Origin of the sequence: Finegoldia magna ATCC 53516, assembly GCF_000159695.1 — a bacterium.
Classification (GTDB): Bacteria; Bacillota; Clostridia; order Tissierellales; family Peptoniphilaceae; genus Finegoldia; species Finegoldia magna_F.
In genome coordinates, this window is the sequence record NZ_CM000955.1 from 1736875 (window position 1) to 1759796 (window position 22922).

The 22922-nt window shown below is 30.1% G+C and carries 23 protein-coding genes and 1 pseudogene; 2 read left to right on the plus strand and 22 right to left on the minus strand.

Going from position 1 to position 22922, the window contains the following annotated elements:
* Positions 1-42 precede the first annotated feature (42 nt).
* From HMPREF0391_RS08370 to HMPREF0391_RS08450, 17 genes and pseudogenes are all read right to left on the minus strand, one after another.
* Positions 43-609, minus strand: coding sequence for a hypothetical protein (locus HMPREF0391_RS08370; RefSeq protein WP_002836624.1), 567 nt, complete (start codon positions 607-609; stop codon positions 43-45).
* 11 nt (positions 610-620) lie between these two features.
* A complete protein-coding gene (locus tag HMPREF0391_RS08375; RefSeq protein ID WP_002836625.1) occupies positions 621-1934 on the minus strand; it encodes a histidine kinase dimerization/phospho-acceptor domain-containing protein in 1314 nt (437 codons plus the stop codon).
* On the minus strand, positions 1931-2587 hold the full coding sequence (locus tag HMPREF0391_RS08380; protein ID WP_002836626.1) for a response regulator transcription factor: 657 nt from the start codon (positions 2585-2587) through the stop codon (positions 1931-1933). The genes HMPREF0391_RS08375 and HMPREF0391_RS08380 overlap by 4 nt, the downstream gene beginning before the upstream one ends.
* 78 nt (positions 2588-2665) lie before the next feature.
* Complete coding sequence (locus tag HMPREF0391_RS08385) at positions 2666-4042, minus strand: ABC transporter permease (RefSeq protein WP_035109575.1); 1377 nt, start codon at positions 4040-4042, stop codon at positions 2666-2668.
* A gap of 10 nt (positions 4043-4052) precedes the next feature.
* On the minus strand, positions 4053-4697 hold the full coding sequence (locus HMPREF0391_RS08390) for an ATP-binding cassette domain-containing protein (protein ID WP_002836630.1): 645 nt from the start codon (positions 4695-4697) through the stop codon (positions 4053-4055).
* A gap of 10 nt (positions 4698-4707) precedes the next feature.
* The gene (locus HMPREF0391_RS08395; protein ID WP_002836631.1) at positions 4708-5985 is read right to left on the minus strand and encodes an ABC transporter permease; all 1278 of its coding nucleotides are present in this window, start codon (positions 5983-5985) and stop codon (positions 4708-4710) included.
* Positions 5986-6101: 116 nt separating this feature from the next.
* Positions 6102-6560 (minus strand): annotated as a pseudogene (locus HMPREF0391_RS08400) (lysine--tRNA ligase); the annotation flags it as partial.
* Between the two features lie 144 nt (positions 6561-6704).
* On the minus strand, positions 6705-7940 hold the full coding sequence (locus tag HMPREF0391_RS08405; protein WP_002836633.1) for a tyrosine-type recombinase/integrase: 1236 nt from the start codon (positions 7938-7940) through the stop codon (positions 6705-6707).
* Positions 7941-8017: 77 nt separating this feature from the next.
* Complete coding sequence (locus tag HMPREF0391_RS08410) at positions 8018-8227, minus strand: excisionase (RefSeq protein ID WP_035109578.1); 210 nt, start codon at positions 8225-8227, stop codon at positions 8018-8020.
* A 435-nt stretch (positions 8228-8662) separates the two neighbouring features.
* On the minus strand, positions 8663-9073 hold the full coding sequence (locus HMPREF0391_RS08415) for a sigma-70 family RNA polymerase sigma factor (RefSeq protein WP_002836635.1): 411 nt from the start codon (positions 9071-9073) through the stop codon (positions 8663-8665).
* Positions 9074-9392: 319 nt separating this feature from the next.
* Positions 9393-10742, minus strand: a complete 1350-nt coding sequence (locus tag HMPREF0391_RS08420; RefSeq protein WP_002836636.1) for an MATE family efflux transporter — start codon at positions 10740-10742, stop codon at positions 9393-9395.
* Positions 10743-10778: 36 nt separating this feature from the next.
* Positions 10779-12512 carry an ABC transporter ATP-binding protein gene (locus HMPREF0391_RS08425; RefSeq protein ID WP_002836637.1) on the minus strand — a complete coding sequence of 578 codons (1734 nt, stop codon included), beginning with the start codon at positions 12510-12512 and terminating at the stop codon, positions 10779-10781.
* Positions 12509-14251 (minus strand): ABC transporter ATP-binding protein, encoded by a 1743-nt coding sequence (locus HMPREF0391_RS08430; RefSeq protein WP_002836638.1) that lies wholly within the window; start codon positions 14249-14251, stop codon positions 12509-12511. The genes HMPREF0391_RS08425 and HMPREF0391_RS08430 overlap by 4 nt, the downstream gene beginning before the upstream one ends.
* 35 nt (positions 14252-14286) lie before the next feature.
* Positions 14287-15678: an ATP-binding cassette domain-containing protein gene (locus tag HMPREF0391_RS08435; protein ID WP_002836639.1), complete on the minus strand. Its 1392-nt coding sequence runs from the start codon at positions 15676-15678 to the stop codon at positions 14287-14289.
* Positions 15671-16372: an energy-coupling factor transporter transmembrane component T gene (locus tag HMPREF0391_RS08440; protein ID WP_002836640.1), complete on the minus strand. Its 702-nt coding sequence runs from the start codon at positions 16370-16372 to the stop codon at positions 15671-15673. Before HMPREF0391_RS08440 ends, HMPREF0391_RS08435 begins: the two co-directional genes overlap by 8 nt.
* A 24-nt stretch (positions 16373-16396) precedes the next feature.
* The gene (locus HMPREF0391_RS08445) at positions 16397-16978 is read right to left on the minus strand and encodes an MptD family putative ECF transporter S component (RefSeq protein WP_002836642.1); all 582 of its coding nucleotides are present in this window, start codon (positions 16976-16978) and stop codon (positions 16397-16399) included.
* Positions 16979-16995: 17 nt separating this feature from the next.
* Complete coding sequence (locus tag HMPREF0391_RS08450; protein ID WP_009345225.1) at positions 16996-17589, minus strand: TetR/AcrR family transcriptional regulator; 594 nt, start codon at positions 17587-17589, stop codon at positions 16996-16998.
* Positions 17590-17918: 329 nt separating this feature from the next.
* Here HMPREF0391_RS08450 and HMPREF0391_RS08455 point away from each other — a divergent pair, with 329 nt between their 5' ends.
* Both HMPREF0391_RS08455 and HMPREF0391_RS08460 read left to right on the plus strand, forming a co-directional pair.
* Positions 17919-18275: a plasmid mobilization protein gene (locus HMPREF0391_RS08455; RefSeq protein ID WP_016502679.1), complete on the plus strand. Its 357-nt coding sequence runs from the start codon at positions 17919-17921 to the stop codon at positions 18273-18275.
* Position 18276: 1 nt separating this feature from the next.
* A complete protein-coding gene (locus HMPREF0391_RS08460) occupies positions 18277-19608 on the plus strand; it encodes a relaxase/mobilization nuclease domain-containing protein (RefSeq protein WP_002836646.1) in 1332 nt (443 codons plus the stop codon).
* A gap of 20 nt (positions 19609-19628) precedes the next feature.
* Here the strand turns inward: HMPREF0391_RS08460 and HMPREF0391_RS08465 are convergent, their stop codons facing one another.
* The 5 genes from HMPREF0391_RS08465 to HMPREF0391_RS08485 form a co-directional block, all read right to left on the minus strand.
* Positions 19629-20126 (minus strand): TIR domain-containing protein, encoded by a 498-nt coding sequence (locus HMPREF0391_RS08465; protein WP_002836648.1) that lies wholly within the window; start codon positions 20124-20126, stop codon positions 19629-19631.
* On the minus strand, positions 20127-21548 hold the full coding sequence (locus HMPREF0391_RS08470; protein WP_002836649.1) for an SIR2 family protein: 1422 nt from the start codon (positions 21546-21548) through the stop codon (positions 20127-20129).
* Between the two features lie 34 nt (positions 21549-21582).
* Positions 21583-21837, minus strand: coding sequence for an N-6 DNA methylase (locus HMPREF0391_RS09630; protein WP_227932434.1), 255 nt, complete (start codon positions 21835-21837; stop codon positions 21583-21585).
* 61 nt (positions 21838-21898) lie between these two features.
* Positions 21899-22114, minus strand: a complete 216-nt coding sequence (locus HMPREF0391_RS08480; RefSeq protein ID WP_005399336.1) for a helix-turn-helix domain-containing protein — start codon at positions 22112-22114, stop codon at positions 21899-21901.
* Between the two features lie 130 nt (positions 22115-22244).
* Complete coding sequence (locus tag HMPREF0391_RS08485; protein WP_002836653.1) at positions 22245-22907, minus strand: hypothetical protein; 663 nt, start codon at positions 22905-22907, stop codon at positions 22245-22247.
* Between the last annotated feature and the right edge of the window lie 15 nt (positions 22908-22922).

A 22922-nucleotide genomic window follows, 5' to 3' on the forward strand; every position in this document is an offset into this window, starting at 1 on the left:
AAAAATGCCCACTTGAAAAACAAGTGAGCAATGTATAAATATTTAATTCAAATCTTCATTTATCTCGTCTATTATTTCTTGTGGTGTTTTGTCTTCAAAAAATGATGGATCCATGTGTGTCAGGAAGTGCCATTCGTCTTTTTCGTTTTTTCTGTAGACTATTGCTTCTCCATCTTCTGATCCAAAGTAAGCCCTGTCTACGTCATATCCTTTTTCTTGCAAGTACTTTTTTACTTCGTTGTAGGATTTTTCTCTTGCTTCAATATATGTTTTAACATCTTTGTTAGCTATTACAAAAGCGTCTACTCTCGTAGAACTATCTACTATTCCATTTCCTTTTTCTGAAAGATTCGGAATTTCTTTCCAAAATATTTCCGCTTTTCCTTGTTCTGTAAACATGAATTTGGTCATTGGAATTATATTTCCATTGTATTCCAGTTCAACGTAGTCACCTAATTTTTCAGGAATGATATATTCATATACAAATCCATCTTCTTCGGTAATTTCGTAGCAGTTTGTTTTCTTGATGAATTCTCTTCCTTCTTCAATTGTGTTAAATAGCGCTAATTCTGTTGCTTGTCCATTTTGATTCAATTCTAAAATATACATTTTGTTCTCCTTTATAACTTGATTTTGAATGTTACTTTTTCTTCTTGTGTTTCAATAATTGCATCAATTTTGTAATTGTTAAGCAAGTTTCCAACAATATACAATCCAAGTCCATTGCTGTTCTCTTTGTTCAAATCACAATTCACATCAAATACTTTTGTGGTATCTAATTCACTTGCCTTTTTGCAAGTGTTAATCACTTCAAACCATTCACCATCTGATTTTATGGTTATTAGACCATATTCATCTGTGTATTTTACGGCATTTCCAATTACATTGGAAAGTATGATTTTAAGAGCTGATTTGCCAATAAAAATCTTCTCATTTTTAATCTGATTGTCGATTGTGATATGTTTTTGAGTTGCAATTACTTCCTGCTTATTAATTATATCATTTAATATCGGTAAAATCGTTACATTTTCTTCGTCATTTTTTAAATTTTCAATGGAAGACAATGTAAGTATTTGTGAAATGCTATGTGACAATCCATCAATTATTTTGAGTGATTCGTCGATATACAAATCTCTGTTTTTGTATTTTCCGATATTATATTTCATATTTTCTAAAATTATTTTGAGACTAGCTACAGGGGTTTTGAGTTCGTGTGATGCTCCTCTGAAAAAGTCGTATTTTAGTTTTTCAAGTTTGATAATTTCTTCGTTTTTTGATTCCAAATCGTCAATTGAATGTAACAATGTCGTGTACAAATCATTGATTTGTACTTTTAATTGTCCAATCTCATTAGTAGAGTCCACTTCAAGTCTTGCTTTTTTATCCATAGTCATCATTTTGTCGGTAACTTGTTTTATTTCGTGTATATTATTGTTGATTAACTTAGCGTAAATCAACGAAATGATTGCTGAGAAAAACATAGATATTAAAAGCGAAAATGGGAGAAATCTTAGGCTTAGATTTTTGGCATCTTTTTTCATATCAGCCGTTGATACGAATTGAAGCGATATTTTTTCTCCATTTCTTATAGTAATTTCTCGTTCTTCAATTATAAGTGAATTGTTATCGCTTTTTTTGTCAAAATCAATGATTTCTTTGATTTGTAATCCGTTGTCATTGTTTTTATTTTTAACATAAGCTTTAATGTCGTTATTACTTGAATAGAAATCCAGCGACTGAGTAACATATCCCAGTTCTTTATTTGTTAGTGTCTTGGATATTTCATTTGCTTTTTTATTTATTTCTTGTTTTCTATCTTCCAAATATGTTTTGGGAAATATTAAAAACACCATAAAATGTATGAACAACACAGTGAGCGCTAATGCTGTGAATATTTGCAGGAACATTTTCGGAAATATTTTTAAATTTTTCATTTTCTCTCCAATTTATAGCCGACGTTTCTTATGGTTACTATGCAATCTAATTCTAGCTTTTTACGTAATTCTTTTATGTAAACATCAATTACTCTATCAAATGGTATTTCGTCAGTTTCTTTCCACACACTATCGATTATTTGCATCCTAGTAAGTGCTTGACCTTCATTTTCTATCATATATTTGAGTATTTCTAGTTCTTTGGCATTTACATCAACTTTTTTGCCGTTTATTTTCGCAGTGTAGCTAGTAAAGTTAACTTCGGTATTTTTGTAATTAAATGTTTCATTGTTTCCATAATATTTTTTTATTAATGATTCTATTCTAACTTTGAAAACAGGAAGCGAAAACGGCTTTTCAATGTAGCCATCTGCTAGACTTGTGAAAGCGTTGATTTTGTATTCTTCATCGCTAAACGCAGTCAACATAATCGCTGGAATATCACTCGTTTCTCTGATTTTTTTGAGAACTTCAAGTCCATTTATGTATGGAAGTTGAATATCTAGTATTGCTAAGTTGATTTCGTTGTTTTCAAATATGGATATGGCTTGTTTTCCATCTTCTGCTTGATAAGTTTTATATCCAAACTCAGACAAAAATTCACAAATTCCTTCGCGTATCATTTTGTCATCTTCTACTACAAGTAAGTTCATAATTTATTCCTCTCTTTTATTTTATTATACAATATTTGTTTTAATTACAAAATTATCGGAGCATGTGCCCCGATAATTCTATTTTGTATCTATTAATAAATCTTTTGGATTCTTTCTAAGAATATTCGTTGATGAAATAATCAATGAAACAAGCAACACAATTGTCATAAATATTACTACATATACCAAGGCCTTTGATGAGATGTTAATGTCTAAACTTGTCAATGTCTTATTGAATCCATCTACTTCTGCTCCACTTCCAAGTCCAGTTGAAGCTGATTGCTTGGCGATTTTGTCTGCGATATTCCCTGTTACTTTTTGTAGTATGTTGTTGCCGATTTTATCTCCAGCAAATCTAGCCAAGAAGAATGAACCAATGTAAGCCGGAATAGCAACTAATAATAATTCTGTGACAAATTGTCCGAATATTTTCGCTTTCGACATGCCTATCGACAACAATACTGCAATCTCTTTCTTCCTTGCGTTCATCCATAAGAACAATAATAAAGCTACTACCAATCCTGCAAATGCAAGTGATCCTACAAATAATTTATCGGCTATTGCATATATTCCACTGATTGATTCTTGTAATGCTGGATAATTTGATGAGCTTTTTATTAAATTATATTCTTGCCAATTAATATCAAGTTTGCCTAGGTTTTTCATTACATCTTCAAGTTTTTTGTTCCCTTTAACAAAGAATGTAGCATCTTGATAAACTGCTGTATCTTCAGTGTTGCCGTATACTTTAGCTGCTGTATTTAAATCGGTAATTAATGTGTTTTCATACAATTCTTGTGCGGCGCTCACACCACCGTTATTGTGTCCATCAAATAAACCTTTAATCGTAACTTCTACTGTTTCATTGGCTTGTTTTTCATTATCTGCGTCAAACAAATTGGATTTTAATTTTAATTTGTCGCCTATTTTCAAATTGTTTTTGGCTGCCAAATCTTTGTGCATCAGAATCTTATTCTTATCATCATTTTTCAAATGTTCACCTTGGACCAGTTTGTATGCTCCAGATACAAATTTTGTTTCCTTAGACGATTCATTAACGCCAGTCAACATTACAGTGCTTTTGAAATTTTTCGCACGTTCTGGTGATTGATTAGCCAATGTTTCTTGTGTTTCAATTATATTCAATCCATCCAAATCAGCCACGCTGTTTATTCTTTTTACATAACTTTCAATATCAGGTGACTCTGTAATTTTTTTGATGTCTTGTCCTTTGACATTTCCACCACCTCTTGGTGTTCCTGAATTGACTTGTCTGTTGATTTCCATTGAAAAACTATTGGTAATATTGCCAAATGTTTTTTCAGATGCTTTGTCAGTGGCATCTTTTATTGATAAACTTATCAAACTTAAAGCTGACATCAACATTATTACCACTAGGATTATTATCGATTTGAGGCTTTTTCGTGTTACATAAGCAAATGCGTTTTTTATCATAATTTCCTCCCTAAATATTGTCAACTACTTCTTGTAGTTTTCTATCTTTCAATTCAAGAACAATATCTGCTGCTTTTGCCACTTCTTTACTATGAGTAACAACTATTACGCATTTGTTTCTTTCCATTGCTAGTTTTTTCAATATATCGATAATTTCACCAGCGGTTACATCATCCAAGTTTCCTGTAGGCTCATCTGCCAATATTATCGGAGCTTCTGAAACCAAAGCCCTTGCAATTGCAACTCTTTGTTGTTGTCCACCAGATAGTTTCATAACATTTCTTCTTGTTTGACTTTTATCCAATCCCAGTTCCAATAATATATCTTCTGATGCATTTTTGTTTACTAATCTTATATTTTCAAGTGGTGTCAAATAATCTATTAAGTTATAGTTTTGAAAAACTAATGATATGTTGTTTTTTCTGTGATAACTGTGTCCTTTTTCTTCGATGTTATTATTCTTGAATAAGATTTGACCTGAATCAGGTGAATCTAATCCTGCTAACAACGATAAAAGTGTTGATTTACCAGTTCCTGACTTTCCAATTATTGCGTAGAATTTTCCTTGTTCAAATCCTCTGTTAACTAATGATAAAACTTCCTCATTTGAACTTGAATAACTGTATGATACGTTTTTGATTTCTAAAATATTCATTTTATATCTCCTAACTTATTTGTGATAATATTTGTTTTGGTTTTTTGATTAATATTATTCCGGATGCTATAATCACAGAAACTGCGATTATTAATAAAAGCAATCCGTAGCTTTTGATAAATACTTCTATTTTATCGGATAGTTTTGTAATTAATAAGCTTTTTGCAAATGATGCATTTTCTGATTTGGTTATTCCTGATACTATTTGTTTCATGATAAAACCCCCACTAATGTAGGATAACAGTGCTGCAGGAAAGGATACGAATACAAGCTCCATGATGAATTGCCCTATGATTTTAACTTTACTAACACCTATTGATAAAAGTATTCCTATTTCGTAAATTCTTTCTCTTAACCATAAGATTAAAATCAATGATAAAACTACAAGTCCCGCTATCATGATGGAATAAGTCATCATTTGTATGATGTGCTTTACGCTGTTTATCGAATCAATTGCTTCTTTAAATGCATTGTCATCTTTTTCGATAATGTATTTCGAAGAATTGCCAATTTGGTTTTTGATTTGATTTATTACGTTATCCATTGAATCTGAATTCTGTGTGTAAACAGATATTTTATTAGCGATTTTTTCATTGTCTTTAATATCCAATGAATTTTGAGCTGAGTTATAATTTACAAACATTGAGTTTTCGCTAAAATCAGAAGATAGACCTGTGTATTTTTCTTGTTTTTTTCCTGAAAAAATTCCAACTATCTCATATTGTGTTTCTTTATTTGTGTCTCCATTTCCATTCATATTCATGAACTTTAGACCTATCTTGTCGTGAAGTTTCAGCTTGTTTTTCTTCGCAAATTCTTCATGAACAAGAATCTTATTATCATCTTTTTTATCTAAATTCTTACCTTGTTTTATAGTAAAAACTTTGCTTGTAAATAATTGATTGCGTTTTTGATCTGTCATAGCATTTATTGATACTAAGTTTTTCATATTCGGTGACAAATCTTCGCGCATAACTTTCTGATCACTTTCAACTACATTAGTATTTGTTAAGTTGGCTAATCCTTCATAATGATATGAAACCTCTTTTATATCTTTGATTTGTTTTAATTTGTCAAATTTTTTTATATCAAAATATCCGTTTTTATTTTTTTTCGTTATAGAAATAGAAGAATTTGATGTTTCATATAGTGATTTCTCCAATGTTTTCTGTGATTTCGTTATACTCAAACAAGCATATAAACACGATAAAACAAGTGTTAGAATTATCAGTATTATCAAAGACCTATTTCTTTTTCTTGTTATATAAGCAATCGCATTTTTTATCATAAATATCTCCTTATCTTTGTTACATGTATATGTTACAAAAGTTTTATGAAATGTATATGAAATTCATAGCAATAAAAAAAGACGACAGAATTCAATTCTATCGCCTGATAATTTAATTAATAAATTTTTGATCCTGCTGGAATATTTGAATCTAACATTATAAGATTCAATACTTCTTCTCCTTCATATTCGCAGATTGCAGATAAAAGCATTCCACAAGATTCCTCTCCCATCATTTTTCTTGGTGGTAAGTTTGTTATTGCAAGTAATGTTTTACCTACTAAGTCTTCTGCACTGTAGTAGTTTTTGATTCCTGATAATATGATTCTGTCTTTTCCTGATCCTTCATTCAAAGTGAATTTTAATAATTTCTTGGATTTTGGAACTTCTTCACAAGATTTTACTTTCACAACTCTAAAATCAGATTCTGAGAATTTATCAAAATCTACAAAATCCTCAAATAATGGTTCAACTTTTACTTTTGACAAGTCTAATTTCTTCGCTTTTGTATTGTCTTCACCATCTTTTGAACTGTCAGAAGAATTATTTCCAACTGGTTTCATTGTTGGGAAAATCCCCTCTACTTTAGATAATTGTCTAAATCTCTATAAAAGTCTATTTTATGGTACTTTTCCATTTACGACAATTTGCTAACTCTCTATAAGTGCCTATAGATTTCTAGCAAATTGTCGTAAATTTGTCGTAAGCTGTCGTAAATTCTAAAATATAAATTTCATCGCTTTTTCAAATTCTCCCATCTGTTCTATCTTAAAATCTTCTGTTGCATCTACATATATATCCATTGTTGTACTAATATCAGAATGACCTAGAATAGACTGCATTGCTTTTGTATTTATATTTTGTTCATTAAGCCTTGTAGTAAAGGTGTGTCTGAAAATGTGATTGCTTAAATGTGGAACTAATAGAATATCATTAGAGCTCGATTTATTTTTATCCATTATACTTAAATTGCAATCTCTAACAATTCTTCTTAAAGCTTTATTAAGTGTTCCATTATTGTGAACCTTTCCGAACCTATTTAAAAATACAAAGTCTTTAAATCCATCGATTGAATCACAACATTCGATTCCAAAAGTCTTTTGTAACTCTCTTTCCATAAGAAAAGCATCTTTTACTTTTTGAACCATAGGAATACTTCGCTTACCTGATACTGTCTTCGGTGTATTAATAGCATATCTATTGTTTAATCCTTTACCTTTACTATAATATACCAAAGTCCTATTTACATTTATAAGACCATTATCAAAATCTAGATCGTCCCATTGCAATCCTGTAACTTCTCCAACTCTCATTCCTGTCCAAAGCATAACAATGAATATTGGATACCATTTTTTATATTCATCACTATTAGATAAATATTCTTCAAATAGCACTTGTTCTTCTATTGTCATGGCTTTTTTCTTCAGAGATTCATTTCGATAAGCTACTTTCAATTCCTTCAAAGCATTGTCAGATGGATTAAATCTTATATATTCGTCATCCACTGCTAATTCTAAAACCTGATGTAAGACAGTATGAACACAATCTATGGTAGAAACCATCAATCCCTGATCTTCCTTTAATCTGTTATAAAAACTTCTAACATCAGATCTTTTAATATCAGATAGTTTAATGCGACCAAAAGTCGGTTCGACAAATTGTTGATACATATAGATGTAATTTTTAAAGGTATTATCTTTTAAACCTCTTTTTACCTTTGTCCATAGCTTAAAAGTATCATTTACAGATAAGCTACTTCCTTCGTTGTTGATTCCATCTATAGTATTGCGTAAAATATCTAATTCCTTTTCTCTTAATTCTTTTAGAGTTTTCGCATAGATAGATTTTCTACGACCTATTTTGTCTTGCCACTTAAATTCATAAGTGCCATTTGATCTTTGATATTCACCGTCTTTTAAAACAACCCCTTTACTATCTTTGCGTCTTTTTACCATAAAAATTCTCCTTTTTTGATAAAAGACACGCTATAATTATTATACCGCATTAAGCGTGTTTTATATATAGTTTTAGATTAAATAGAGAACTGTCTATTTAAATATTCTTCCATTAACTTTTTCTTAATAAGACGCTTACTACCATTAAATAATACAAAATCGCAATCATTTTCATCCGTTAATTGTCTAACTTTATCTTGACCAATATTAAAATATTCAGATGCTTCTTTTAATGTTAGAAATGCTTTTTCACAAACACGAACTACTTTTATATTTTCATTAATCATAAATCCTCCAAATAATATATTTAAAATATTTATTTTAATATTTTTAAAGTTTTTTGACATTGACAAGTGCATTGGATTAGCAACATAGGAATCTCACCTCCGCCTCTGTTCAGGATGAGCCGGCTTCAACCTTAGAAGTATCATTATCCTCATTTTCTTCATAGCGAATAGGGTATCCCTCCCTATGTTCAAACTCTTACTTATCGCTCCCTTTCTTCTTCCCTTGCTTTTTGCTTAGCAGTACTTGTTTTACCGAATTATTCAGCAGAAAGATCTTGGCGGATAGGTTATTACGCTCCAAAAATGATTAATGTCTTGTCTTGGTCTATTCAATTGTTAAGGTTCAAATATTATTTAGATTGCTTTTAAAATAGAAAGAGGACAAAACTCCCCTCACTTTATAAAGGAAAATTTGCCCTCTTTGGTAACCAGAAACTATATTTCTTCTATAAATTTCTTTAGTTTTTCTAAAATCTTATCTCGCCTTTTTATTAAAGCAGTATGTGATATATTTTGAGTCTTTGATACTGCACGAAGTGTTTCATCATTGAAATATAATCTTTCAATTATTTCTCGTTCATCCTTATTTAACTTTGACATTGCATTTCTTAGTGCTTCAATCATCATTTGTGTAGCTACAACTTTTTCAACATCAACATTTTTATCTTCTAGATTATCTTCAAAATTCCCATCGTGATTTAGAGACGAAAAAAATAGCAAGTGGTTTTTCTTGTCCACCTGCTCCAAATACTTTTCGTGTTCTTTTTCTCGCCAGTAGACTTTATAAATATCTTCACTGACTTTTACCTTTTGCCCTCTGACATAAAGGTAATACTCTTTTGCCATAAAGTTTCCTCCATTTCTTTTTTGTCTATTTGTTTTTCAGACAAAAAAGGAGGACTCCTGCATCTTGGCATAAGAAGTCCTCTGAAATGAAAGAAATCCGTTCTTTCTTTTACTATATTTAATTGTTTAGACGAGAAAATGTAAAGACAGACAACTACAAGAATTATAGAAAAAAGGAGTATTTTTATTCCATTTCAATTCTACAAGGTAACTTATACACTTGTTCATCTCCCTTTCCCTCCGTTCATTATAGATAAATAGCATCCATACCTACAGCCTCTTTTGATTATTTTCGCTTTTATATCAAATGTCCTTGTATTTATGCTTTGTCTTTTCCCATTTTCCTAAGTCCATTAAGCATTAAAAACAGTCCCAACATAATCATACTAAAATCTACGATAGGTTCTGTCCACCAAACTGCTGACGCTCCAAATGCCTTTGGAAATAGTAATATTGCAGGAATAAATAAAACTAACTGTCTAAGCATTACAATCATGCCTGCTTTTTTTCCATCTCCTATGGATTGGAAAAATGTAAGTGTCATAATCATAATTCCATATAAGATGAATGTTGAATAAAACATCTTAAAGTTTACAACACCAACTTCAATAATCTCCCTTCTCACACTGAATAATGATAGTAATTTTTCTGAACAAAACATTGATGGTATCCATGAAGCAGCTGCAAGAATTGTTGCACCATACATAAAAATCTTCATCGTATCTTTTACTCTTCCGTATTGTTTTGCTCCGAAATTAGCTCCAATAACAGGTTGTAAGCCTTGACTCATACCCCACAGTGGAATAAAGGAAAACATATATAATCGCATTGTAGCAGACATCAAAATTCCCCAATCATCTCCTCCATACGCAAAGGCTTGCTTAAACAAAAATGTTTGCTGTACTGCAAATAAAATTTGCATCATCATTGCTGAACTTCCTATACTGAACATTTCGCTATAAATTGCCTTGTATTTTTGAATTTTATGGATCCCTACAAAAGCACTTTTCTTTGAAAAATAGTGGAATGTCAATATTGCTTGTACAATTTGAGATATTACAGTTGCAATAGCTGCACCTTCAATCGCATATTCACCCATCAACTTCATAAAAATAGGATCTAAAATAATGTTTAATATAGCTCCCGCGCCCATAATCATCATTGATTGCTTTAATGCACCTTCGCCACGCATTGTCATATTTCCCGCTTGAGCAAAATTCACAAATATAGAGCCAAAGAAAACTATTCTTAAATATCTCACACCAAGTTCTTTAATATTTCCTTTAGCTCCTACCAAATCTAAAAAATGAGGTGCAAAAACCAAACCCAATATCGTGATAATTACAGAAAAAAATATTACCCAGTAACAAAAATTCCCGAATATTTTATCTGTCGTTTCTTTATCGCCCTTTCCGATTGCTCTTGATAGTATTGAGGCACTTCCAACGCCAATCAATGCCGATATTCCTCCATTTATAATCGTTAAGGACATAGACACACTAATGGCTGACATAGCATAATCACCAATGAGCCATCCTGCAAACACACCATCCATAAATGGATACAATCCTATGACAATCATCCCGATTATTCCGGGAATTGCCAACTTAAATAACAGTTCTTTAGGACTTTTGGTTAATAGTTGTGTTTTCATATCTTGTTTTCCCATATGACTTCCTCCAGTTGTTTTCAATATTTTTATAACTTATGACAACTGCCACTTTGCTGCCACTTGTCTTGCTTCAACAAATTTTTTGTAGATACCATCAACTTGAATAAGTTCTTCATGTGTACCTTGTTGCGTTATCTTTCCATTAGCCAAGACAAGAATTTGATTTGCATTTTTTATGGTTTTTAGTCTGTGTGCAATCATTATTACAGTTTTATCTCTTGTAAGTTCTTCCATAGCAATCTGTAGTTTATCCTCATTTTCAGGGTCTACATTTGCAGTAGCTTCGTCAAAAATAATAATCGGGGCATTTTTTATCATAGCCCTTGCTATAGATATTCTTTGTCTTTCTCCACCAGATAAACTTGCACCTCCCTCTCCTATAACTGTTTCATATTGTTCAGGAAGTTTCATAATAAATTCATGACAACACGCTTTCTTTGCAGCTTCTATAACTTCCTCATGAGTAGCATCTGGCTTGGCAAACTTTATATTGTTTTCAATAGTGTCTTGAAATAAATAAACATTTTGAAAAACCATACTAATTTGTCTCATTAATGACTCCAATGAATATTCTTTAATATTATGTTTACCTATGCTGATTTCTCCTTTCTCTACATCCCAAAATCTCGCTATCAAATTACAAAATGTAGTTTTTCCAGCTCCTGAAGCTCCAACTATAGCTGTCATTTGTTTTTGTGGTATCTTGACCGAAATATCATCAAGGATTTTTTTGCCTGAATATGAAAACTCTACATTATCAAAAGAAATATCGAAAGTAGTAGGCTTTATGTCTTTTCCATCAATATCCATCTGTGGAAATTCCTCTAACTTCTTTGTTTGTTCAATAGATCCACTAACAACTCTGAGAGAGGTTGTTGCACTTCCTGCCAATTTTATTTGAGAAAAAGCAAGAAAAGAAATTATAATCGTCATAACTGTATTTAAGAATGAAAGTTCTCCATTAATATAAAAGAAAATACCTGCACCTATTATCAAAATGCTAAACAAATCCAAAAGAATATTTTGCAAAATCGTATAAGGTGTAAACAGTTTTTCACAATCAAGATTTATTTTTCTACTATTTTCAATAGCATCTCTGACTTTTTCATCTCCTTTCCCTGTTAAATTGAAGGATTTTATAACAGCCATTCCACCTATTTGTTCTAAAATAGTGTCAACTAATTTTGCCGATGCCACTTGTCTTTTAGGAAGAACATTTCTTGACTTGTTTTCCATTTTTGAAAGAATTAATAAGTACAACAAGCATCCAATTGTAACAATAAGACCGATCCTCCATTCAAAAGCCAAAATCATTATTGTAAAAATTATTGTGTTAATAAAACCAGATAAGGTATTTACCATAACCATTGCCGCAGTATTTTCTACATCTTCCAAAACAGTTGTAGAAATTCCAACGATTTCACCAATATTATTTTCATTAAAGAATCCCATAGGTATTTTTTTGAGCATTTCACCTATTGCAACTCTTTTATTTGCCACCATAAAATAACTTGCATGGCATTGCTGTAACTGTGAATAATAATTTGCAACACTTCTGCCAACTATGCTTATAACAAGAAGTATCAAAGCAATCCATGCAGGTGTCATACTCATATCTTTTTCAACAATAGCTTTAACAATAATGTATATTGCACTGATTTGGAGCATGTGAAAAATTGCAAACAAGAAACTTACCCATATAGAATGGTATACATTTTTCTTCTCATCACCTGAGAAGTCTAAAATTTTCTTTAAGGCACTTATCATTTTATTTCACCATCCTTTACTCCAATATGGGCATTCCACATCTTTTGGTATAACTCAGAATCTTCCATAAGTTCTTCATGCTTACCATGTGAAACAAGCTCTCCATTCTCAATTAAGAATATTTGTTCTGCATCTGTTATAGTTGATAACCTATGAGCAATAATAATCACCGTTTTATCTTTTATAAGCTTTGATAAAGCTTGCTTTATAATCACTTCATTTTCAGGATCTATATATGAAGTAGCTTCATCAAGTATTACAATAGGTGCATTTTTGAGCATTGCTCTTGCAATTGATATTCTTTGTCTTTCTCCACCAGAAACATGGCTCCCACTACTTCCGACAACCGTATCGTAACCATGTTCCATTTTCATAATAAAATCATGACAACCCGATTTCTTAGCAATGTCTTCTACTTCTTTATCACTGGCACTTGGATTGCCCATTCTTATATTCTCCCTAATACTTTCGTTGAACAAAAAATTATCCTGAGAAACAAAGGCGGTCAAACTATATAATTGCTTTAATGGAATTTCCTTAAGATTGTGTCCACCAATATTTATATTTCCTTCCATGCTATCCCAATATCCAGCTATTAATTTTGCTAAAGTTGACTTGCCACTTCCACTTGGTCCAACAAAAGCCACTGTTGTACCTTCTTTTATGTTTAGGGATATTCCATGAAGAATTTCTTTTTCTTCTTCATATCCAAACTTTACATTTTGTAAATCAATATTATATTGCTGGATAGTCACTTCTCTATCAGAATGCTTTTGTTCTTTTCCTTCTAAAATTAAGTTAATAGAATTTGCAATAGTCCCTATCTTAGCAAGACCATCAACAAAATTGATTGTTTCAAGTAAAGGTCCTGCAATACCTAAAGATAGAATAATTACAGATATAAATACTTCTGCACTTAAACTGCCGCTAATGTAGAAATACCAACCAAATGGAAGCACTGTGATCATTGTAGTAGGAGATATGTTTTTAGATAAAGATACAGGTAACTGACAGCTCTTCATCCATTCATAAAAGTATCTTGCATTTGCAATGACTTTATCTTTGTACTTTGCGTACGATCTCTTGTCTTGATTAAATGTTTTTATCACTTCTATTCCATTAACATACTCAATAATTGCAGAATTCATTTCTCGATTTACCTTTACAGATCCTTCATATTGAACAGCATAATTTTTCATTACGAGTCCCATAAAAAGCATCCCCACAGGAATGGATACTAATGATAAAAGAGCCATTCTCCAATCAAGAAATAATAAGTAAATAAATATACTCAAAGAACCTAAGAGATTCGATGTCATTTCAGGCAACAGGTGAGCGAGCGGTTTCTCCATACTTTCAACCTGATCCACTATAATCTGCTTAAAGTTTCCGCTTGGAACAGAGATTATTTCTCCTAACTGCATCTTCGGAAGTTTATCAATCATTCTCAAGCGAATATCTTTCAATACACTAAAAGTCGCTTTATGAGATACAGATAACGCCGTAGAGTATAAAACAGATTTTAAAATATAAGATAACAGACCTATTCCCATCCATAAAAAATAGACCTTGAAATCTGCAATTCCATTTAATAAATAGACTAAAATACGGCTTGCAGCAATGTATGGAACAATTCCGGCAATAACACCGATACTTGCTATAAATACAGATGTTTTTAACTTTGAATGTTCCTTATATGCAAGCTCCCACAATATTACAGCAGGACTTTTTTCTTTCATAATTTAACACCTCCATAATTGTATCCATTTGCATTTTATTTTAGAAATTCATATATTGTACCATCACAGTGTTTTATAAATTCAAAATCGTGTGTAATAATTATAATGAGTTTTCCTTCTCTCTCCATATCGTGTAGGAAATTAATTAATGTATTCATCTGTGGTTTACATAATCCACTTGTAGGCTCATCTAAGATAATAATAGGTTTATTACTAAGCCTTGCTATAGCAATCAACAATCTTTGCTTCTCTCCTCCCGATAAACTTTGAGGATGTTTTTCAAGCTTTGATAATAATCCCATCTTTTCCAACATTTTTTCATTTAGGCTTTTATCTTCACTTACTGTTGATACTTCCGATAATACACTTTCTGTAAAAAGCTGGGAGCTAGGATCTTGCATTACCATAAAAATTTCTTTATTTTGTTTTGTAACTTTTTTTTGATTAACAAATACATCTCCGTGACCTTTTGTAATACCGGTCAATAATTTAATGAAAGTACTTTTCCCTATTCCATTTTTTCCAATGATAAAATTTACTCCCTTATTAAAGGAAATACTAAAGTCAAAAATTTTATTCTTTTCATATTTTTTCTTAAAATTATGACATGATAAATCTCCATTGCTAAAATTATTTTTATCATCCAATAAATTCACTTTATAATATTTATTAATTTCTAAATCACTTTTCTCTATTTTATTAAATGTTCTAAGTTCATATCCTTCTGCAATAGCTTTCAAATTATAATCATTTAAATCTTCTTTTTCGTATAAATTTAAAGACCCATTATCAATAATACATAGCTTATCCATTATATTTTTTAAATAAAATAATCTATGTTCCACAACAATTATTATCTTATTTAATTCTTTTAATTTCACTAAGGCTTCTTTTAACCTTTCTATAGATTCATTATCTAATGATGAAGATGGTTCATCTAATAAAATAATATCATTTTCAGAAATTGCACAAGCTGCAAGTGCTATCATTTGCTTTTCTCCACCAGATAAATCAAATATATTTTTGTCTAATAAGTATTCTATATTTAAGAGTTTTGAGTATTTCTTTATTCTATTGATTATCTCTGACTTGTCAGTATTTCTATTTTCTAGCTGAAAGGCTAACTCCTCAGTGGAATTCATACAGTAAAATTGAGATTTTGGATTTTGAAATACATTTGAAATAATACATGATCTTTCAAATATATTTTTACTAAGTAAATCTAGGCTGTTATATTTTATTTCTCCATTAATATTAGCATCAAGGTATTCAGGTATTACTCCATTAATTGCTTTTAATAGTGTGCTTTTTCCACATCCAGAATGTCCTGTAATAACTGTAATTTCACCAGCTTTACATTCAAAATTTAGATTTTTTAAGATATTTTCATCATCAAAAGATAAATCAAGCTTTCTTATTTTAAGCATATTTTCTACCTCTTATATAAAAAAATAAAACTAAAATAGAAACAAAAAAAATTAAATAGTCAGCAAATGTTAACTTTGCTTCTCTAATATTTGATCTATTTTGATTGACAGCAAGACCCTTAGTTAATGAAGCTACTGTCAATTCATCAGCAGAATTTGATAGGGTCATCAATAGTGGGATTATCCTATATTCAATTAATAAAATAGGATTCTTTAAAAATTTCCTAAAACTTATACCCCTCAAATAAATAGCTTGTTTTATTTGTCTATACTCAATTCTTGTTGCATAAAAATATCTAACCATAACCGCAACAGGAATGGCTATCTGATCAGGACACTTCACCTTTTTTAATGAACAAATTGCTTCTCCTACACTAGTCGTTAAAATTATATAATTTCCCATAACCATAGGTGCAAAAACTCTTTTTATTATAATTATAACTATGTGTATAAGTGATAATATTATAGAATCATTTAATTCCCTAATATTAATTTCTATAATATTCAATATTATAAAAAGTATGATTGATTTAATCCCGGATTTTATATGTCCAGATAAAAATAATAAAAAAGTAGGGAGCATACATATTAATACATAATATATAGGATTTAGGCTTTGAATATTTCCAATTGTCATAATAAAAGAAATAACCATCATTAAAAATAATTTTGCTCTAAAATCTATCCTTATCATATCTAATAACCCGCTCCCTAATTCTTACTTACCAATTTTTGAAAAATGTTTTTTCAAAAACACAATTCCTAAGCTACAACCTACAAAAGCACCAATAAATCCTAAAATAGCCATAACTATTAAAATCCAATCAGGCATAACTTTCATCATTGTGTCAATAAATTCTTGCTTATAACCTTGATTTAAAAGCCCTTGTGCATACTCATTTCTTGAGATGATAATCGGAACATAGTTTCCTAAAGTGCAAAGACTTGAAAAAGAAAATGCTAATCTAGATTTTCCTTTACTGTCATAAGAGCCTGATTTTAATATTATTTCTCCAATAAATCCTGCAATTGCTCCTGTTAAAAGTGCCCATGGACCATGACCCATGATGACATAAGCTAAAGATATTAGCATTGTTTGAATAAAAAGCATTCCTGGCTTCTTAATTTTTGTTGAAAAAAGCATGTTACTAGGTCCAACTAAAATTCCCTGTACTAAGGGAACAATTGGCATCAAAACAGGAACCATAGCTGTAAATGAGCCTATTAGCATAAAAATAAACCCAAGTACTGCAAACAAACCAACATTAATTAAATCTCTAACTTCTAATTTTTTATTCATTTCTGAAACCTCCTTAGTTATCTATTTTTTTCTAAATCTAAAATATAATTTAAAATTGTATCTTTTAGATATTTCCTATTCTCATCATATGAATCTCTTGCATTAAGAACTTGCGAGCTTAATATCATTCCATTTATATAATTTACTAAAAAACCATCTTCAAAAATCTTTGAATCAATTCCTAATTTATTAGATATTGAATCTAATTGATTTACTGTTTCTGTTTTCAAATCTTGAAACATCTTTTCTAAATCTTCATTATATTTTTTTGATTGTAATAAAAGAGAATAAACCTTAGTAATATCTGTATCTGGTAGACACTTATCCACTAAAATTTCACTCATCTGTTCATATTTATCTTGACCTATGTGAGCTTCTAAATAATTATCAATTAAATTATTTCTATACTGATTTCCATCAAGCATTAAATCTTTAAGCATTTCAGCTGTGCTTTTATAATGATGATAGACACCACCTGTGCTCATGCCAACTTCTTTAATCACATCTTCCATTGTTGTATTCTGAAATCCTTTATTCAAAAAACATCTCATTGCTGCATCTCGAATTTCTTTTTTTCTAATTTGACCAACTTTTGTTTCCTTATCTTTCAATAAAATACCTCCAATCATTCAATTATTTTCCGAGGATTCCCTCGGTTTTTATTATATCTTAATTGAAAAATATTTTCAATATCAATCAAATTATAAATTTTGCTCTACTCTACCGTATACTTCTTAATTAATTTATTTAAATGCGGTATAATTAATAAAACTGAATAAACGCTTAACGCTTATAACTTTAATAGCAAGCACAGTAAGTGAGTACCCACTTACGAAAAATTGATGAAGCAGAACCTTTATGGACTGCTTCTTTTTTTATCAATTTTACCTTGTTAGGGAGAACCCTAAGACCCCAATATTTTATGATAAGGAGATATACTATGGATAATAGAAAAAGAAATAATCAACTAAAAATATATTTAACAGATGAAGAAAAAGAAATCTTTGAAAAGAAAATGAAACTTGCAAACTGCAAAACTATGTCCCACTTTCTTAGGAAATGTGTGTTAGAAAAAGAGATTTATGTTGTAGATTTAGAACCATTTAGAAACCTACAATGGCTACTTTCAAATGCAACAAATAATATAAACCAGATTGCAAAAGCTACTAATACAACTGGTGTTATTTACAAAAATGAAATTGAATCAATGAATAAACAGATAGAAAAATTATCAAAAGAAATATGGCAGATCCATTCCCTACTTCTTAATAAATCAAAAGAAAGTTCTGGTGATTAGTATGGCAATTACGAAAATACATCCTATAAAATCAACTCTAAATTTGGCAATAGACTATATAACTAAGAGTGAAAAAACTGATGAAAAAATCTTGGTATCTTCATTCAAATGTCATCCATCTACTGCACACATTCAATTTATGAAAACACGAGAAGACAATGATACTAAAGGTACAGTTTTGGCTAGACATTTAATTCAATCTTTTCTACCAGGAGAGGTTGATCCTATAAAAGCTAATGAAATTGGAATGGAATTATGTAAGAAAATTTTAAAAGAAGATTATGAATTTGTTCTTGCAACTCATATAGATAGATGGCATATCCATAACCATATTATTTTTAATAATGTTAATTATAAGACTGGTAAATGCTACCAATCTAACAAAAAAACTTACCATAAAATCAGGTATCAAAGTGATGAATTGTGTAAAGAAAATAAGCTTTCAGTCATTGATAAATATTATGAAGCTTACAAAAGAAAATATAAAACTTCTGGTAAATCCTGGTATGAATATGACCAAAACAAGAAAGGAAATTCTTGGAAGTCTAAACTGCAATTTGATATAGATAGAATGATTAATAAGTCTAACTCGTGGAAAGAGTTTTTAGAAAATATGAAATCTCTTGATTATGAAATTAAGTTTGGTAAACATATTGCTTTTCGTCATAAAGATAAGCAAAGATTTACAAGAGCAAAGACTATCGGAGAAGATTATACTGAAGATAAAATTAAAGAAAGAATAGATTTAGCTATTATGAACAAAGCTAATCCTATTAAAAAACGTGTAGGAAATGTTATTGATATATCTACTAATGAAAAAGTACAATCCTCTAAAGGTTACGAAGTCTGGGCAAGAAAACATAATATCAAAACAATGGCTGATTCAATAATTAAACTTAGAGAACAAGGAATTAATTCAATTACACAACTTGATGATCTAATAAAAAAATCTGCCGATGATAGACAAGACTTGTTAGATAAAATAAAGAAAGTTGAAAGTGAAATGAAAAGTTTATCCCAAGATATGGAAGATATTAATACTATAAATAAGTATCGTGAAATCTATAAATACCATAAGAAAAATCCTGAAGATAAGCAATTTGCAGACGAGTATTATAGCGAACTTTCCATTTATAAAATAGCCGCAAAAGAAATCTTAGAAAATTATAATAAGCTACCAAAGACAAAAGAAATACTATCCAAACTCGATAAATTGCAAGAAAAAAAGAACACCCTTATGCAAGAGTATTCTTTGAATAAAGAACAATTTTCTGACCTTGTTCAGTATAGGAAAAACTATGAAAATTATTATGGGAAGGAGGTGGAGAGGTAGCTTCTCTCCATCATCATTTATTACAAAGTTGATGGTTTATGTTCTATTCCATACTCAATTAAATCTTCAATATTATCTTTAATATCGCTATAAACATTTTTGCTTGATAAGTATACAGAATCAAAACATTTAACATACTTTGACAGTTTTTCACCTTCTAATGTTAAATAATCAAAAGGATTGTTGCCCTTATCATCTTGCTCTCCCAATGCATTCTCCAACTTGTGGATATAAATTCCAACAATACCTTTGTTTAACTCGTATGCTTTTTTTATTTCATAATTTATCCATTTTCTATTTGCTGTTTTTTCTCCAATCAAAACAACTAAACATGAACGCTTGTTTAGCTGTTCATCAATCCATTCTTTAATTTTACTTTCAGTTTTTTCTTTTACTTCCTCCCAGTCATTATCTGAAAAGGTAGAGCTACTGTCTACTTTCCCCATGTTGCGAACCTGTCCTGCCCTCCAATTATCATTGTCGTAATGAAAGCTAAAAAACACCTGTCTTTTTGCCATTTAAAACTCCTCCTTATTTAATATTTTAACTGCTTGTACTATGTTTTTAATAGACATATCTATATCGCCATTGCTTTGTTTATTTGCCTGTTCAATTGCACTTATTATATGTTTGTCTAAAATTTCTTGAGTTGTTTGTTTAAATATTTCTTTGGCTGCCCCGCCAGTATATTCAATAGGCAAACATACTAATCCATGTTTTTTACATAACTCAAATTCATCCATCACTCCATGTGCAATATCTTCTGTTTTTTTGTTTCCAAAAATGAATATAGCGATGCCACAATTTTCAATCATCTGCTCTCTATTTTCTTTATATAGCTTATCTAAATCAATACCTAATGAACTATTTTGAGGAAAAGGCATAAGCGTTAAAAAATCATTTATTTTGGACTTATGAGTCAAACAATAATCTGCAACTCCATTTAATACAAAATCACCGACACCTTTACCATATCCATTCACAATATGATAACCATTTTTTGATAGTTCAAAAGATAGTTTATGAATAAAATTTTCTCCAGTTTCCTGAGAATAAGTCGAATAGGAGTACGCACTACCCGATATAAATATTGTTTTCCTTCTAAATCTATCAACAAGAGTACTTAATATTTCAGTGATTTCATCATATTTATCTACTAAATATGTAAAAATACCATATCTATTTAGATCTTCAATTTGTAGCTCCTGTCTTGCTTTTTTGTATTCATAATCCTCATCGGTATCTTGGATCCTTTTCATAATACAGTAATGTTTTCTTGTATTCTTTTCATCGAGCAATACCCTCAATCTTCCAATTACATAGTTAAAGTTTGGATCTTCAAAACTAAATCCTAAAAATAGAAATGTCTTGGTAAGCAAATCTCCCTCTAAAACTTCTCTGAATAACTTTCTTTTGTTATATCCAAATTCTTCATAATCACTTCTTGTAAGTACTGCATCTTCAGGAGTTTCTACATCTCCGTGTAGTTTATAAACGATTGCATCAAAATCATGATTTGTGCCTCTTAATTGCTCATCTGTTGTTTTTACATAAGGCTTTTTCATATTATCTTCTAAAGCTTTTTCAATTAACTTATCATAATTAGTCGTCCAAAAAGTGGAAATCGGTAACTGTGATAATAGTTTATGATTATCAGTAGGTTTTAGTAATTGAGAAAATTGCACTTTGATCAAGTCATCTATTGATGTTCTCTTCTTTGAATTAGCATAATACTGAGCTAAGCTAACCAAATCATTTTCTTTTTCAACATTTAACCCAATTTCTTTTGCAGGCTCTCTTAGAAGTTCTTTCCAACTACAAAATCCAGCAGGAATTGATAGTCCCGCTCCAATGAATGCTCCCAATTCATCACTTTTAATGGCTTTTTCAATTTCTCTAATCAAATCTTTTTTAGATACTTCACCTTTAATAATAAACACCTCCCCTTATTTTCTCGGTCCTAAAAACTTATCTTCATTCATTTGAATTTTCCTTTATCCAATATAAATTAGCTTCCAGCAAATTTACAATATCTTCATCTGTTTCATAACATGTTAAATTTATCTTTTTTATAAGTTTACTATCAATAATTCTCTGAATTAGTGCCGCAGAAAGGATTCCAGAGCCAGCTCCTGGATCAAGAATAGATATTTCATCTCTTTTAATATTTAACTCAATTAAAGATGCCATAAATTTTGCTGTTTCTTTACTCGTAAAAAACTGTCCTATTCTTTTTCAAGTTTCTTTAGATGCGATCTTAATATATTCATTTGTCTTATCTAAAACATAATCAATCATTTTCATCTTTAACTAACTCCATAATTTCGCAAAGATTACAATTTAATCCTTCACATATTCTTAACAATACGTCAGTTGTAATATTCTCCCCATTTTTCATTTTATAAAATGTACTTCTACTAATATTTGTTTTTTCCATTAATTCTGTGTTATTTAAATCTAGGTCAATCATTTTTTTAAATAGCTTTTTATAGCTGATTTTTAACATGACTATCTCTCCATTCATGAATTCTGTATCAATTATATTATAGCATAAATCTTCACTTTTTTCATAATATTATTCACTTTTCTAAAACACAAATACAAAAAAATAAAGGCAGTCCGAAGACTGCCGATATTTATCTCTCTGTATCTTTGCTATGGTCTTTCTTAGTTGACTTAGTTTTGTCATCTGTCTTAAAGCTTTTTATTTGCCCTAATATGGACTTTTTATCTTTATCTTTATCTTGACTCTTTACTTGTTCTTTTGATTTTAAGAGCTTAGAGGACAAAATACGGACATTCTTATGTTCCTTTCCGTTGTTATCAATACTTGTTTTTACTTGTCCAAATATTTTAACAAAATCTCCTTGTTTTAGGTTCTCTAAATCTTTTGTCTTATCTCCATAGGCTGAACAATTGGTATAAATTTTATTCCCACCGTCATCTTTTGAAACAATTGAAAAGTTACTTACCTTGAACTTTTCTCCACTAGCATTTTCTCTTTCAAGATTTTCTACTTGACCTGCTATATTACCCACGAGATTTATAAGATCATCTTTTTCTTCAAGTTCATTGGTATTTCCAACAATCTTCCCTTGTTCTTTCATATCATCAATCATATAGTCAAAGTCATCATTTAATAGACCTGTTGTGTCTTTGATCATAAATAAAACATAGACTTCTTCAAGTGCCTTTTCATCAGTAACGCCTTTTTCTATGCTCACAAGTGCTTTTATAAAATCCTTGTAATTATCATTCATCATTTCTTCTAAGTTTTCTCTAATATCTTTGTATTCCATAATTTCCTCCTTGTA